Origin of the sequence: Dongia sp. (genome assembly GCF_041905885.1) — a bacterium.
In the GTDB taxonomy this organism is placed as follows: Bacteria; Pseudomonadota; Alphaproteobacteria; order Dongiales; family Dongiaceae; genus Dongia.
The window spans coordinates 102,478-115,949 of record NZ_JAYRKD010000010.1; the positions used below are offsets into that span (position 1 = coordinate 102,478).

Annotated in this window: 18 protein-coding genes and 1 tRNA gene; 9 read left to right on the forward strand and 10 right to left on the reverse strand. The window is 66.1% G+C overall.

All coding sequences use genetic code 11. The features are described 5' to 3' along the window. Positions 1–63: 63 nt before the first annotated feature. Complete coding sequence (locus tag ACH2CY_RS12565) at positions 64–609, reverse strand: hypothetical protein (protein WP_395019498.1); 546 nt, start codon at positions 607–609, stop codon at positions 64–66. A gap of 21 nt (positions 610–630) precedes the next feature. Continuing rightward, positions 631–1,185 (reverse strand): hypothetical protein, encoded by a 555-nt coding sequence (locus ACH2CY_RS12570; protein WP_395019500.1) that lies wholly within the window; start codon positions 1,183–1,185, stop codon positions 631–633. A gap of 321 nt (positions 1,186–1,506) precedes the next feature. Between ACH2CY_RS12570 and ACH2CY_RS12575 the strand changes: the two genes are divergently transcribed. Next, complete coding sequence (locus ACH2CY_RS12575) at positions 1,507–2,280, forward strand: ABC transporter ATP-binding protein (protein WP_395019501.1); 774 nt, start codon at positions 1,507–1,509, stop codon at positions 2,278–2,280. 15 nt (positions 2,281–2,295) lie between these two features. Here the strand turns inward: ACH2CY_RS12575 and ACH2CY_RS12580 are convergent, their stop codons facing one another. After that, entirely contained in the window at positions 2,296–3,195 is a 900-nt protein-coding gene (locus ACH2CY_RS12580; RefSeq protein WP_395019503.1) for a hypothetical protein, read from the reverse strand. Positions 3,196–3,267: 72 nt separating this feature from the next. Here ACH2CY_RS12580 and ACH2CY_RS12585 point away from each other — a divergent pair, with 72 nt between their 5' ends. After that, positions 3,268–3,678, forward strand: coding sequence for a metallopeptidase family protein (locus ACH2CY_RS12585; protein ID WP_395019505.1), 411 nt, complete (start codon positions 3,268–3,270; stop codon positions 3,676–3,678). 46 nt (positions 3,679–3,724) lie between these two features. On the opposite strand, the gene ACH2CY_RS12590 is transcribed toward ACH2CY_RS12585, so the two are convergent. Beyond that, positions 3,725–4,150 (reverse strand): DUF2871 family protein, encoded by a 426-nt coding sequence (locus ACH2CY_RS12590; protein ID WP_395019507.1) that lies wholly within the window; start codon positions 4,148–4,150, stop codon positions 3,725–3,727. A gap of 193 nt (positions 4,151–4,343) precedes the next feature. On the opposite strand from ACH2CY_RS12590, the gene ACH2CY_RS12595 reads away from it, so the two are divergent. Further along, the gene (locus tag ACH2CY_RS12595) at positions 4,344–4,568 is read left to right on the forward strand and encodes a hypothetical protein (protein WP_395019509.1); all 225 of its coding nucleotides are present in this window, start codon (positions 4,344–4,346) and stop codon (positions 4,566–4,568) included. Between the two features lies 1 nt (position 4,569). Here the strand turns inward: ACH2CY_RS12595 and ACH2CY_RS12600 are convergent, their stop codons facing one another. Continuing rightward, positions 4,570–6,042: an ATP-binding protein gene (locus ACH2CY_RS12600; RefSeq protein WP_395019511.1), complete on the reverse strand. Its 1,473-nt coding sequence runs from the start codon at positions 6,040–6,042 to the stop codon at positions 4,570–4,572. 208 nt (positions 6,043–6,250) lie between these two features. On the opposite strand from ACH2CY_RS12600, the gene ACH2CY_RS12605 reads away from it, so the two are divergent. Continuing rightward, the gene (locus tag ACH2CY_RS12605; RefSeq protein ID WP_395019512.1) at positions 6,251–6,796 is read left to right on the forward strand and encodes a PAS domain-containing protein; all 546 of its coding nucleotides are present in this window, start codon (positions 6,251–6,253) and stop codon (positions 6,794–6,796) included. Positions 6,797–6,815: 19 nt separating this feature from the next. On the opposite strand, the gene ACH2CY_RS12610 is transcribed toward ACH2CY_RS12605, so the two are convergent. Beyond that, a tRNA-Ala gene (locus tag ACH2CY_RS12610) sits at positions 6,816–6,891 on the reverse strand. A 275-nt stretch (positions 6,892–7,166) separates the two neighbouring features. Here ACH2CY_RS12610 and ACH2CY_RS12615 point away from each other — a divergent pair. From ACH2CY_RS12615 to ACH2CY_RS12630, 4 genes are all read left to right on the forward strand, one after another. Then, positions 7,167–7,451 carry a YggT family protein gene (locus ACH2CY_RS12615; RefSeq protein WP_395019514.1) on the forward strand — a complete coding sequence of 95 codons (285 nt, stop codon included), beginning with the start codon at positions 7,167–7,169 and terminating at the stop codon, positions 7,449–7,451. Beyond that, the gene (locus tag ACH2CY_RS12620) at positions 7,444–7,776 is read left to right on the forward strand and encodes a DUF167 domain-containing protein (RefSeq protein WP_395019516.1); all 333 of its coding nucleotides are present in this window, start codon (positions 7,444–7,446) and stop codon (positions 7,774–7,776) included. Before ACH2CY_RS12615 ends, ACH2CY_RS12620 begins: the two co-directional genes overlap by 8 nt. A gap of 5 nt (positions 7,777–7,781) precedes the next feature. Continuing rightward, entirely contained in the window at positions 7,782–8,690 is a 909-nt protein-coding gene (gene folD / locus ACH2CY_RS12625; protein ID WP_395019517.1) for a bifunctional methylenetetrahydrofolate dehydrogenase/methenyltetrahydrofolate cyclohydrolase FolD, read from the forward strand. A gap of 112 nt (positions 8,691–8,802) precedes the next feature. Continuing rightward, positions 8,803–9,330 (forward strand): hypothetical protein, encoded by a 528-nt coding sequence (locus ACH2CY_RS12630; RefSeq protein WP_395019519.1) that lies wholly within the window; start codon positions 8,803–8,805, stop codon positions 9,328–9,330. A 4-nt stretch (positions 9,331–9,334) separates the two neighbouring features. Here ACH2CY_RS12630 and ACH2CY_RS12635 read toward each other — a convergent pair whose 3' ends face one another. Both ACH2CY_RS12635 and ACH2CY_RS12640 read right to left on the reverse strand, forming a co-directional pair. Then, a complete protein-coding gene (locus ACH2CY_RS12635; RefSeq protein WP_395019521.1) occupies positions 9,335–9,736 on the reverse strand; it encodes a response regulator in 402 nt (133 codons plus the stop codon). Positions 9,737–9,741: 5 nt separating this feature from the next. Beyond that, a complete protein-coding gene (locus ACH2CY_RS12640; RefSeq protein ID WP_395019522.1) occupies positions 9,742–10,263 on the reverse strand; it encodes a hypothetical protein in 522 nt (173 codons plus the stop codon). Between the two features lie 269 nt (positions 10,264–10,532). Here ACH2CY_RS12640 and ACH2CY_RS12645 point away from each other — a divergent pair, with 269 nt between their 5' ends. Next, on the forward strand, positions 10,533–11,213 hold the full coding sequence (locus tag ACH2CY_RS12645) for an NnrU family protein (RefSeq protein ID WP_395019524.1): 681 nt from the start codon (positions 10,533–10,535) through the stop codon (positions 11,211–11,213). On the opposite strand, the gene ACH2CY_RS12650 is transcribed toward ACH2CY_RS12645, so the two are convergent. Together ACH2CY_RS12650 and ACH2CY_RS12655 are read right to left on the reverse strand one after the other, a co-directional pair. Continuing rightward, positions 11,214–11,534: a heavy metal-binding domain-containing protein gene (locus ACH2CY_RS12650; protein WP_395019526.1), complete on the reverse strand. Its 321-nt coding sequence runs from the start codon at positions 11,532–11,534 to the stop codon at positions 11,214–11,216. Continuing rightward, the gene (locus tag ACH2CY_RS12655) at positions 11,531–13,366 is read right to left on the reverse strand and encodes a cation:proton antiporter (protein ID WP_395019528.1); all 1,836 of its coding nucleotides are present in this window, start codon (positions 13,364–13,366) and stop codon (positions 11,531–11,533) included. Before ACH2CY_RS12655 ends, ACH2CY_RS12650 begins: the two co-directional genes overlap by 4 nt. Between the last annotated feature and the right edge of the window lie 106 nt (positions 13,367–13,472).

The window sequence follows — 13,472 nt, forward strand, 5'->3', positions numbered from 1 at the left end:
ACGCGCCCGGCCCGCACCGGTAAAGGCGGCGGGGCGCGCGCCCAGCTCTCGGGCGCGCCGCGCTCAGTCCTGGGAGATGAACAGCTTCACGGTTTCGAAGGCCTTGTCCCGGCCGCCGTCGGAACAGGAGAGGCCGACCGTCAGGCCGTTGATCCCTTCCCAGCGCCGCGCCCCCAGCTTGCGGAAGCCGACGCATTCGAGCGGCTCGCCATCGCTGAAGGTCACGGTCACGGTCCGGATCTCGTAGTCGCCGACATCCTCCTGGGTCGCCCAGTCGGAGAACTTGGCCGTGTAGTTGCTTTCGAGATCCGCCTCCATGGAGCGCCGGGTGTAATAGACCGAGGCGCTCACGATGTAGTCGCTGAACGCGTCCAGGAAAGTCACGTCCTTCTGGGAATAGGCATAGAGGCTGTAAGAGTTCGAGGCCGCAACCGACTGGCCGGTGCTGACCGAGGAGCGGCTGTAGTCCTTGCATTTGACCTCGAAGCCCGGCGCCTTGAACGAAAGCTTGGTCTCGCTGCAATCGACCTCCTTTCCTTCGGCGAATGCCGCCGTGGCGGTCAAGGCAGAAAGGGCCAGGGCGGCCGCGACGGTCCTCATCAAGCGCATTCCATTCATCCTCATTCTGTCTCAGTCCCCGGGTGCTTCGAGCAGTTTCAGAGTCTCGATCAGCCCGGCCCGGTCGCCGGTGGTGCAGCCGATCCCGATCACGATCCGGCCGAAGCCGGCGTCGCCGCCGCCGCCGTTGCGTCGCGTCATCTGCCGCCGGAAGGCGATGCATTCCTCTTCGCTGGAGCCGCTGCGCCGGTTGGAATATTCGGCATACTCGAAGCCGGCGACCGGCTCGCCGGTGGCACGCCATTCCGCCAGCTCTTCGTTCGGGAAATTGCCGCGAATATCCTCTTCGAGGCCTTTGCGGAGCAGGTAGATGGTGCCGATGGCCCGGCGATCCACCACGCCGATGAATTGCTCGCGCTTTTCCGAGACCGCCTTCAGATACTCGACGCCGAGCTTGCCGGCGCTCGAGAGCGCCGTGTTGTTGCTGTAATCCTCGCAGGTGATCTCGAAATCCGGTGCGTTGAGCGCCATGTCGGTGTCGGCGCAATCGATCTTCTGGCCTTCCACCGCCTGTGCCGCACCGCTCGACAGCGCCAGCAGCGCCATCGCCAAAATCAAGCCCCGCATTCCCCGCTTCCCGCTCAATCCATCTTCCGGCCCGTCGCCCGGCGTGTGCACCGTAATGCAACCGCGGATTTAGTCAACGCGGGACGCGGCGGCAATGCGTCTCAATACCCGGGATCGCCGCCGTGCCGGCTCCACACAAGCCAGGCGCGGATGACCGCCGGCCCGGGAGCGCCGGCAAACCCGACGCCGGCGATTTTTGCTTGGCAAGGCCGGAGCCAGGGCCCATAGAATAACCCGAGGGGCGAGACCCCTAAGGGGAAGGCAACGGGCCGAAGGCCCGCTTCGCCGTGGCAAACACGGTGCTCAGACGAGGGAAAGCCGATGGCGGAGACCGCGCTGGTCGTCGAGGACCTGCATAAGCGATTCGGGGATCTCGAAGTCCTGAAAGGCGTCTCAGTCACCGCGCATGTCGGCGACGTGATCGCGATGATCGGCTCGTCGGGCTCCGGCAAGAGCACCTTGCTCCGCTGCATCAACCTGCTGGAGACACCGGATTCCGGCAAGGTCATCGTCAATGGCGAGCTCATTCGCATGAAGCCGACCAAGAATGGCCATGCGGTGCCGGAAAGCTCCAAGCAGGTCGACCGGATCCGCTCCAGCCTCGGTATGGTATTCCAGAGCTTCAACCTCTGGTCCCACATGACCATCCTCGAGAACGTGATCGAGGCGCCGGTGCATGTCCTGAAGCTGCCGAAGAAGGAAGCGGTCGAGCGCGCCGAGAAACTGCTCGCAAAGGTCGGCATCGCCGACAAGCGCAACCACTATCCGAGCCATCTCTCCGGCGGCCAGCAGCAGCGCGCGGCGATTGCCCGGGCGCTTGCCATGGAACCGAAGGTGATGCTGTTCGACGAGCCGACTTCGGCCTTGGACCCGGAGCTGGTCGGCGAGGTGCTGCGCGTCATGCGCCAGCTCGCGGAAGAAGGGCGCACCATGCTGGTGGTGACCCATGAGATGGCCTTCGCGCGAGAGGTTGCCAACAACGTGATCTTCCTGCACCAGGGGCGCATTGAGGAAGAGGGCGACCCGAAGGAGATCTTCGCCAATCCGAAATCGGATCGGCTGCGGGGCTTCCTGAAGGCCTCGCACCAAAAATAGCGGTCCGGTCTCTTCTCAGTCGAACGCCTTGGCTTCCGCCGCGAAGTGGGCCGGCTGCAGCAGGCCATAGCTTGCGCCGAGCAGTCCCGCCCAGACGGCGTGCGCGTAGACCAGCACCGGAAAGTACAGGACGACGGCGACATAGAACGTCCCCCTCGCGCCGAGTGCCCCGAACAGGAGCGCGAGGACCAAGGACATCAGCAGGTAGACGATGAAGAAGCCGGCCGTGGCCACCAAGGCGGCGCCGAACAGGCGAAATTGCACCGGCGCCGAGAGGCGCCAGCTTTCCTTGAGGCTGATCGGGTTGGCCATGGCGGCGGCCGGAATGATCAGCGCGAATCGCAGGACGAACCAGGCGAAGGCCAGCGTCACCAGCAGCATCGCGGCAATCATGGCCAGGGTCGGCCCCAGGCCATCGACCTCCGTGGTGTATGAGATGTTGAACGAGAGCTGGCCGTCTTGGTACTTGCCGAAGATGAGAAACAACGCGACGACGACCAGCAGCCCCATTCCCAGCGCGACGCAGGCTAGCCGGATGAAGCCCCAGATCACGCCGACAGTGCGGGCGTCGAAGGCGATCGGCGCTCGTCCCATCGTGGTAGCGTCGCCGGTGGCGGTGAGGCGGTTCCAGGCGGCTGCGAAGGCGGCGGCAAAGGGCAGCATCAGGAGGAAGCCGACGAGATCGCGCAGGCCGAGCTCGTTGTCGGTGGTCGAGAACATATCGGTGATGGCACCCGTGTCCACGCCGTCGACAGTCGTGGTGGTGGTCTGGCCGATATTGAGCGGTGGCGGCAGGCAGACCGTGGCGATCAGCAGCGGCAGCAGTCCGAACCTGACCAGCGCCAGCGGGTAGCGGAACGGCATCGCGAGCGCCGACCGTGCGACCGTCCACACCGGATATTCGATTCGTGCCATAGTCGCCCCCTGTCGCAGGATCGCCAAGGAGAGCGAGAATGGCAAGGCCGATTGCAACCGGTCGGGGAACGCATGACCGCTGAGCTTCGCCGGTTCGGCCCGCCGCCGAGCCTCGACGAGATCGAGGAGCTGGCGCACCGCATCTTCGCGGCGCTGCCGCAGATCTTCACCGCGCGCTGCCAGGGCTTGGCGATCCGGGTGCTGGATTTCGCCGACGACGCGACGCTCACCGAGATGGGGATCGAATCCGCGTTCGAGCTGGCCGGCCTCTATCGCGGCGCGCCGCTACCCACGCGCGGCGTCGCCGACGTGACCCAGCACCTCGACATGGTGTTTCTCTACCGGCGGGCTTTGCTCGACTGGTGGGCGGAGGACGCGATGGACTTCGAAGAGCTGGTCCGCCACGTCCTCATCCACGAGATCGGCCACCACTTCGGCTTCAGCGACGCCGACATGGAGCGCATCGAAGGCGAAGCTCACTGAGTCGTCATGCCCGTCCCAGGACTTGATCCGGGGATTGACCCGGGCATCAGGCGCCGCGGGTCTGCGGCACCATCGTCGACGCTTCGGTCTCGCCCGCGGGCAGCGGGAAGCCTTTGAGCCAGAGATTGGCGGCGAAGCTCAGCACGCCGAGGCCCATCACCACCGAGACGATGCCGGCGATCGGCCCGCCGATTTGCGGATGGCCGTTGACGATGAGCCAGACCGCGGCCATGAGGGGCGGGAGGCCGAGGTTGTGCAGCCAGAAATGCGCCTTGGCCCGGAAGCTCTTCTCGAGATGCGGCGCCTTGGCGTAGATCAGGCCGCAGAGCCCGAGGCTGACCCAGCCGAGCAGGTTGAGATGCGCGTGCACCGGGACGTCGGTGAAGTTCTCGGTGGCGCCCATGAAGATGCCCCAGCTGACGCCGAGCACCCAATAGACCACCGCGATTTGCAACAGGCGGCGACTGAGCATGGTAGAATCCTTTCCCAATGACCGTCCCCGAACGGCTCTGATGGGCGCGAGCTATACAAAAATGGCCGATCCGCGAGTAGTCGGGATCAATCGGGTCGTGATCGGAATCACACGTTAACCGCGCTTTAATATCGGCGCGCGAGGCTGGATTATCGATTGATCTGTTGCCCGATTTTCCCGAGGAGGGATGATCATGACGAAACTCTTGGTCTCCGAAGCCAACCCGAACGGCTATACGACGGAGAAGGTGCTGGGGCTGATCCGCGCCGACATCATCGCCCGCATGCAGAAACATGCCGGCGACCCGCGCAAGGAAGCGCGGCAGGTGCTGGACAACAACATCCGCATCCTGCAGCTGCTCGGCGAGGCGATTGTGCTCGCCGAGGCGAACACGCGGACGCTGACGGGAGAAGGCTGAGCTAGCGCTGCGCCGGCAGCGTGATGGCGACGGTGGTGCCGGCGCCCGGCGCGCCGGCAATCTCGAGCCTGCCGCCCAGCAGCTCGGCCAGGCCCTTGGCCAGCGGCAGGCCCAGGCCCGCGCCCTGATAGCGGCGGTTGAGCGCCGAATCCACCTGGCCGAACGGCGCCAGCGCGATCGGCACGTCGCCGGCAGAGATGCCGATCCCGGTATCGCTGATCTCGAACCTCACCATGCGGTCGGCGGCGCTGCTGCTGACCCGGATCGAGACCTTTCCGCCCGCCGGCGTGAACTTCAAGCCGTTCGAGATCACGTTGAGCAGGATCTGCTTCAGCTTGGTCTCGTCGCTCTGCATCGAGGTGGTGCGGGGATCGATCTCGATCGCGACCGCGACGCCGCTGTCCTGGATCTGCCGGTCGAGCTGGGCCACCGCGCCGCGCACCACCGCCACGGGGTCCACGGGACGCAGGATCACGTCGGCGGTGCCGAGCTCGATCTTCGAAAGATCGAGGGTGTTGTTGATGATGGTGAGGAGGTTTCGCCCGCCGTCGCCGATCTCCTTGGCATAGGAGAGATAGCGCTTGTCGCCCAGCGGCCCGAAGCCCTCGGCGCTCAGGATCTCGGCAAAGCCGATCACGGAGTTCAGCGGCGTCCGCAATTCGTGGCTCATGTTGGCCAGGAACTGCGACTTTGCCTTGCTGGCGGCCTCGGCGCGCGCCGCGGTCTGCGCCAGCTCGAGCGAGCGCGCATGTTCCGCGCGCAGCAGCTGGTCGCCGCGCCGCACGAACCAGATCAGCACCAGGTAGACGCCCAGCGTGATCAAGAGGACGATCGCAACCTGCAGCGCGATGCCGCGGTTGATGTCGCGCAGGAAGATGGTGACGTCGTCATAGACCTCGAACACGCCGACGATCTCGCTGCCCGGCCCGTTGCGGTAGATCGGGATATAGCTCGACATCAGGTCGCGATCGACCGTCACCGCCTCGGTCAGGCTGAAGCTGTTCTTGCGCGCGAGCTCGTTCTTGACCACGCCGGTGATCGCCGTGGCGAAGCCGGGCCGGTCGCGGACGTTCCAGCCGATCTGGTTGGGGTCGGTCGAGAAGATGATGTCGCCGTCCTTGTCGAAGATCTTCACCCGCGCGATCGGCGCGTCCTCGATGAAGCTCATGATCTCGCCGCGCAGTTGCGCGACTTCTGGCCGATCCTTCAAGGTTTCGCGGTCGGCCGCAGCCAGCGCTTCCATCAGCGGCGCGTTGCGGCTCCACAGCACGTTGGAGAGCACCTGCGCGACGTTGACGTTGTTCTGCTCGGCCATCTTCTCGAGCTCGCCCAGAGACCAATGCCAGTGGAAGACCGAGAGCAGCGCCGAGGCCGCCACCATCACCAGGCCGGCGACCATGGCGAAGCTGCGGGTCAGCCGGAAGCGGCGGTCCGGCAGTGCTTCATGCGCGCCCAGTATGTCCTGCGGCATCATCGGGTCTCTCGTTCCGCGGGCCGTCCGGCGCAATATTTCCGAGAGCGCGTTCATCGCTCCAACTTGCGCGAAAATCGTGAAGGAAGTCCTGCCGTGTCGGTCCTTTCCGATAGGAATATACTGATCTTTCAGCGAAAATTCACAGACCCCTGCGGGCGAATCGGACGTTCAGGCTAGGATCGGCGGGACGACCCCGGGAGCCAACATCGTGCCGAAACTCATCGCCGATCCGCTGCAGGCCGCCGCTTCGCCGATGGGCGCGATTGATTCCCGGGTCGCGGCCTATGTCGCGCAGTCCGGGCGCAGCGTCCTCCCGGCCGATGCCGCTGCGCCGGAGACCCCGGAGGCGCGGGCGCTCTGGTCCTGGTGGCGGGGCGCTGCCGCGGCCGGGCGGCAGCCGCATCGAAACGACTTCGACGTGGTCGAGAACCGGCAGCTTGCCGCCCATCTCTATCTGGTCGAGCCGGTGACGGACGGCTTCCGGTTGCGGCTGGCGGGTGAGGTGTTCGAGCAGTTGTTCCGCCGCCGCCGCGGCCATATCTGGCGGCGCGATGACGGCGAGCCGCTGGCGCGCGCCTTCGCCGGCTACTTCGATTTCGTGACCGAGCAGGCCCAGCCCTACCGCAGCCTGGGGCGGATGAAATGCGAGTATTCCGACTGGTTCAGCTTCGAATCGCTGCTCTGCCCGCTGCGCCACGCGGACGGCGTTCAGCTGCTGGGCGTGGCGGCGCGGGTGCCGGAACCGGGGTTTTGACGGGAAAGCGCGGAGAGATTGGTGGACCCGATCAGAATCGAACTGACGACCTTCTCATTGCGAACGAGACGCTCTCCCAACTGAGCTACGGGCCCACCCGGCGGGAGATCCGGCGCGGGCTTTGGGCCCGCGCGGAACGGGGCGGAATATGGTTGCCTGGGGCGTGGCCTGTCAAGCAGCGTCTAAGGTCTTGTTCAAGAAAACAAAAGCCTTAATTGGCCGGTGCGACCCCAGGGCCCCCGGGGCGACCTTGCACCCGGCCCCGGCCTTGGCTAGGGTCCGGCCCACTTGCTGAACCCCGGCCCGGAGGCAACCAGTCCCGCGGACGGCGTTGGGGATAAGCGCGGGCTCGGAGGAAGCGTCTCACGCCATGATTGCTCTCGCCAATCTGATCAACGCGGTCGTCAACATCTTCATCCTGATCCTGATCGTTCAGGTGGTGATGAGCTGGCTGATCGCCTTCAACGTGGTCAACACCCGCAACCGCTTCGTCTACATGATCGCGGACGTGGCCTATAAGATCACCGAGCCGGTGTTGCGGCCGATCCGCCGCATCCTGCCGAATTTCGGCGGTCTCGATCTTTCGCCGGTCGTTCTCATCCTCCTGCTCTACTTCATCCGCGACCTGCTGTTCGAGTATGTGATCTTTGCCTGAGGTCTCCGGCGCGCGTGCGGTTGCCGGTGGCATCCGCCTGCGCCTCAAGGTGCAACCGAAGGCGCGCCGCGAGGGCATCGCCGGATGGACCCCAGATCCGGACGGATTAGCCCTGAAGCTCTCGGTCGGCGCACCACCCGAAGACGGCAAGGCCAATGCCGCGGTGATCGCCCTGCTGGCGGAGGCGCTCGGTGTCGCCAAATCGGCGATTTCCGTCGTCTCGGGCGCAACCGACCGGCGCAAGCTGGTGGAAATTCGCGGCGACGAGAGGAATTTGCGCGCAGCTCTGGACGCGCTGCTGCTGCAACAAGGTAAGAAGGATTGAAGACCATGAGTGACGGAACCAGCCCGGCCAAATCAGCCGACCCGAAAGTGATCGACGGCAAGCTGTTCGCCGAAGGGCTGCGCGCCAAGATCGCGCGCCAGGTCGCGACGTTGAAGGAGAAGCACGGCTTCGTGCCCGGCCTCGCCGTGGTGCTGGTCGGCGAGGACCCGGCCAGCAAGGTCTACGTGCGCAACAAGGGCGAGCAGACCAAGGCCAGCGGCATGGCGAGCTTCGAGCACAAGCTCGACGCCTCGACCAGCCAGGCTGATCTCCTGAAGCTGATCGACCAGCTGAACAAGGACCCGAAGGTCAACGGCATCCTCTGCCAGCTCCCCGTGCCGAAGCAGATCGACCCGCAGGCGATCATCGACGCGATCGACCCTGACAAGGACGTGGACGGCTTCCATGTGGTGAATGCGGGAAGGCTTGCGACCGGCGGCAAGGGCCTCGTCCCCTGCACACCCTTCGGCTGCCTGCTGCTCTTGAAAGACCGGCTGGGCGATCTCGCCGGCAAGCATGCGGTCGTCATCGGCCGCTCCAACATCGTCGGCAAGCCGATGGCGCAGCTGCTGCTGAACGAGAGCTGCACCGTCACCATCGCCCATTCCAAGACCAAGGATCTCCCCGGCGAAGTGCGCCGCGCCGACATCGTGGTCGCCGCGGTCGGCCGTCCGGAGATGGTCAAGGGCGACTGGATCAAGGAAGGCGCGGTGGTGATCGACGTCGGCATCAACCGCATTGAGAAGGACGGCAAGGGCAAGCTGGTCGGCGATGTCGATTACGCCTCCTGCTATCCCAAGGCCTCGGCGATCACCCCGGTGCCGGGCGGAGTCGGGCCGATGACGATAGCATTGTTGTTGAACAACACGCTGATCGCCGCCTGCCGGCAGCACAACGTCGCGCTCCCGGATTAACTAGGTGGCGGAATAGACTGCAACTCTTTCCGGGTCTTGGCATTCATGAGCCGCGGGCCTATCTGAGGCCAGCGGTTCATTGAGTGTTTTTCAGTAAGGTAGATTTCTCATCATGCACGGCAAATTGCCCGAAAGCCCGGAACTCACCGCCATCCGGGAGCGGGAGACCACGATCGGCGTTCCCCTCGACTACCAGCGCGACATGGCGGCGGCCTCGCCCGGCTCGGCTTTGCGGCTGCAGGAGATCGGGCGGATCATCCGCGAGAATCAGTCGGTGCCCGAATCCGTGGCGATGATGGCGGCATTGGGCGCGGTGATGGCGGAGGACTGCGGCGAATGCGTGCAGATCTACGTCAACCTCGCGCTCAAGGCCGGGGTCGACAAGGCGATCGTCAAAGCCGCGCTGGAGAATCACCTGAGCGAGATGCCGACCGACCTGAAGCTCGGCTTCTGCTTCGGCCGCGTGGTGTCGGAGAACGATCCGATGCTGCTGGAGAAGGGTGCCGCGCTCGAGGCCCGCTTCGGCCGCAAGGCGCTGGTGGACCTTTCCCTGGCGATTGCGATGGCGCGCTTCTATCCGACAGTGAAGCGCGCGCTCGGCCATTCGCGCTCCTGCGCCGAGGTCAAGGTCTCGCTCTGAGCCGCTAGGCTTCCTGCACCGACACGCGCGATTGCCGCGCCGCCCAGGCGTGGTGCCGCTCGATGTTGCTGACCGCCCGGGCGACCGCGTTGGCGTCGGCGGGCTTGGCGATATATCCCAGCGCCTGCACCGACTCCGCCTTGGCGCGCAGGTTGGCGTCGCCGCTGATCAGCACGGTTTCGACATGATCCTCATGCAACGCCCGCGCGGCGGCGAGGCCGGTGCGGCCGTCGCGCAAGGTGATGTCGACCAGCGCGAGATCGGCATGCACCCGCCCGGCCTTGACCGGGGCGGCGCTGCCGTTCTCGGTGATGGCGACGACCTGATGCCCGGCATCGTTCAGCGCCGCCGCGAAAGCCGCAGCGGTCAGGGCGTCGTCCTCGACGATCAGGATCCGGAGCGCCATGATCCCTATTCGTGGCTGACTTCGGGCGAGGGGCGCGCTTCGACCACCGCCGGTCCGCCGTCCTCGGTCGCTGCGACCACCGCCGCCTCGACATCGTCGAGCTCGCGGCGCTGCAGCTTGATCGCCTTCATGATGGCGCTGCCCTCGGAAGCGGTGATGCTGCGCCCGCGCGGCGATTCCACGGCGCGGCTGCGGCGGATGAGATCGAGCAGGCGGCCGACCGCGCCCGGCAGATCCAGTGCTTCGACCAGCACATCGCCGACCGGCCGCGTGTTGCGCCGGGTGCGCGCCGCCAGCTGGCGGGTATAGGATTCGAAGAAAGGCGCGCGTCCGGTCTGCTCGTAGCAGGCGGAATCCAGCGCCAAGGCCGTCTGCAAGGTCGGCCGTCCCGGCCGGTCCGCATCGCTGTAGTCGCGCAAGGTCTGCGGCGAGAGGCCGGCCACCTTGGCGGCCTCCTGCGCACTCAGGAGTCGCACGGTCTCCAGGGCGGCTTCTTCGAAGGAATCCGGAACACGCATCTTGGTCATGGTTCAGCTCCTCGATGAACAGGCATGGCGAACACGCGGCCGGCCCGCTGCCATGATCGATCACGACAGGGGACGAGTTTCTCAGACCGGGGCCATCGGGAAACAAAGTCGGATATCGGGCGAAGGTTCCTTAACCCCGGCCGGCCGCGGTTCCGCACACAAAGGGGATTGAATTCAAGAGTTTGGCAAACCGGCTCGGGATCGCTATTTAGCAACGGTCGGATGTAATACTCGGGTCAGACCCACAGAGGATTCGATCGGGGGTTTCGATGCTGAACCTGACGCTCGCCGCCATCGCTTTCGTCGCCGCGCATTTCCTGATTTCCTCGACCGGCCTCCGGCCGCGGTTGGTGGTCCGGCTCGGTGAGCGCGGCTATGCCGGCCTGTTCTCCGCCCAGGCCCTCGCGCTGATCGGCTGGATGGCGATGGCGTTCCGCGCGGCGCCGCGCGACCAGGTCCTCTGGATGCTGCCGGGCGTCGTGCATCTCACGCTGACGCTGATGCCCGTCATCCTCCTGCTGGCGATCGGCGGCATTGCCGCGCCCAACCCATCCGCCGTCATGATGGCGGCGCCGGACCGTGCCTGGCAGCCGAAGGGCATCCTCACGGTGACGCGCCACCCGGTCATGTGGGCCTTCGGCCTCTGGGCGCTGCTGCACATCCTCGCCAACGGTGATCTCGCCGGCCTGATCTTCTTCGGCGCCTTCGCCGTCCTGGCGCTGGCCGGCACCTTGGCGATCGATGCCAAGAAGCGCCGCAGCTGGGCGCCGGAAAGCTGGCAGGCCTTCAGCGCTTCAACCTCTAACCTGCCGTTCCTCGCCATCGCCCAGAAGCGAACCCGGTTCGACTGGCGCGGTATCGGCTGGAAGACGCTGGCGATCGCGGCGGCGCTCTATCTCGCGATCGTGTTCTGGCTGCACCCGAGGATCATCGGCGCGCCGCTGCTCTGATCACTCCACCCTGACCGCGGTGCCGCTCGCACTCACCATCAGCATGCTGCCGCTCTTGCCGATGACCTCGTAGTCGATATCGACGCCGACCACCGCGTTGCCGCCGGCCTCGCGCGCCGCCTGCTGCAATTCCCGGAGCGCGGTCTCGCGGGCGCCGCGCAAGGCGTCCTCATAGGCGCCGGAGCGGCCGCCGACGATGTCGGTGACCGAGGCGAAGAGATCGCGGAAGATGTTGGCGCCGACGATCGCTTCGCCCGCCACCACGCCGAAATACTCGACGATGCGGCTGCCTTCGATTCCGGGAGTCGTGGTGACGATCATGGTTCTTGCTCCTGCTCCTGGTCATGTTTGGGCAATCGGTCGCGCATGCCCTTCGGCCGGATGGCATGGCTGTCACCGCGCCCGGCTTCCAGCGACGCCTTCTGCAGCTCGGCGCGGAAGTCGTCGCGCTTCTGGTGGATCGAGGCGATCACCGGTCCCATCGGCACGCCGAGTGCCACCAGGGACGCTTCCGACAATTGCAGGCTGGCCTCGACCGTCTCCGGCACTGCATCGGTCGCGCCGATCGCATAGAGATGTCGCGCATGATCGGAATCCCGGGCGCGGGTGATGATCTTCACGTCCGGCCGCAGGTCGCGCACCTGGTTGACGACCCGGTCGATCGCCGCCGCCGACTCGATCGTGATGACGACCGCGCGCGCTTCCTCGAGACCGCAGGCCTTCAGGAACATCGGGTCGGCGGCATCGCCGAAATAGACCCGATGCCCGCCGCGCCGGTCGCGGGTGACACTGGCGGCGTCGAAGTCGACCGCGACGAAGGGCACGCCATGCTCGGAGAGCAGCGCCGCGGTCACCTTGCCGACCCGGCCGTAGCCGACCACGATTGCATGGCCGCTGAGATGCTCCGGTGCGATCACCAGCTCCGGCTCAGGCGTGCCCTTCCTGTCCAGCAGCGGCGCCAGCTTCCGACCGGCGATCGCCAGCAGCGGCAGCAGCGCCATGGTGAGCGAGGCGGCGACCAGGGTGGTGCGGGCGAGCGCACCCTCGACCAGTCCGGCCGCCGTCGCCGCGCCGATCGTGACGAAGGCGAACTCGCCGCCGGGACCCAGCAGCAGCCCGAGCTCCACCGCGGCCGAGCGCGGCAAGCCGAACAGCCGTCCCAGGCCAAAGACCAGCGCCGCCTTGACGACGATGATCGCGACTACGACAGCGGCCAGCCAAAGCGGATGGTGGATGACCTCGCGCACGTCGATGCTCATGCCGACGCTGAAGAAGAAGATGCCGAGCAGGAGGCTTTTAAACGGCTCGATCGTCGCCTGGATCGCCTTGCCGTATTCGGTCTCGGCCAGCAGCAGCCCGGCCACGAAGGCGCCCAGGGCCATGGAGAGCCCAGCCTGCCGTGCCGCCACTCCTGCGGCGACGATCACGAACAAGGTTGCGGCGATGAAGAGATCGTTGGACTTGGTGGCCGCGGCAAAGCGGAACACCGGCCGCAGGAAGATCCGGCCCAGCACCGCGATGATCCCGAGTGTAGCGACCGCCGTCAGCAGTGCGGTCGCCAGGCTCTCCGCCAGCGAGCCATGGGTCCCGCCGCCCAGGATCGAGACGAAGAGCAGGATCGGGATCACCGCCAGATCCTGCGCCAGCAGCACGGAAAAGGCCGCTCTGCCGACCGTGGTGGTGAGCCGCCCCTGGTGCGCCAGCACCTCGAGCACGATCGCGGTCGAGGAGAGCGAGAGACTGGCGCCGAGGATGATCGCGGTTGCGGGATCGCGCCCGCTGCCCCCGGCCATCAGCCCACCGATCACCACCGCTCCGGTCAGCACTTGCAGCGAGCCCAGGCCGAACACCAGCCGCCGCATGGTGATCAGCCGCTGCAGAGAGAGCTCGAGCCCGATCAGGAACAGCAGGAAGACGACGCCCAATTCGGCGAAGCGGGACACGCTCTCGGCATCGACGATGCTGAACCAATAGAGCGCCGGCAGGCGATCCATGAACGAGCCGAGGCCGAGCGGTCCCAGGGCTGCGCCGGCGGCGAGATAGCCGAGGATCGGGCTGACCCCCAGCCGCCGCAGCATCGGCACGACCAGCCCTGCGACCGCCAGCACGACCAGGGCGTCGCTATAGGCGCCGATATTGAACCCGTTCTCCATCGCCCGCTCGCAGCCGCCGAATCACCCGACAGCATTGTGACATGCGCAACCACACCCGTCATGGCCGTCCGCGGGCTTCGCGGATCGACCCGACATTGGGGTGCCG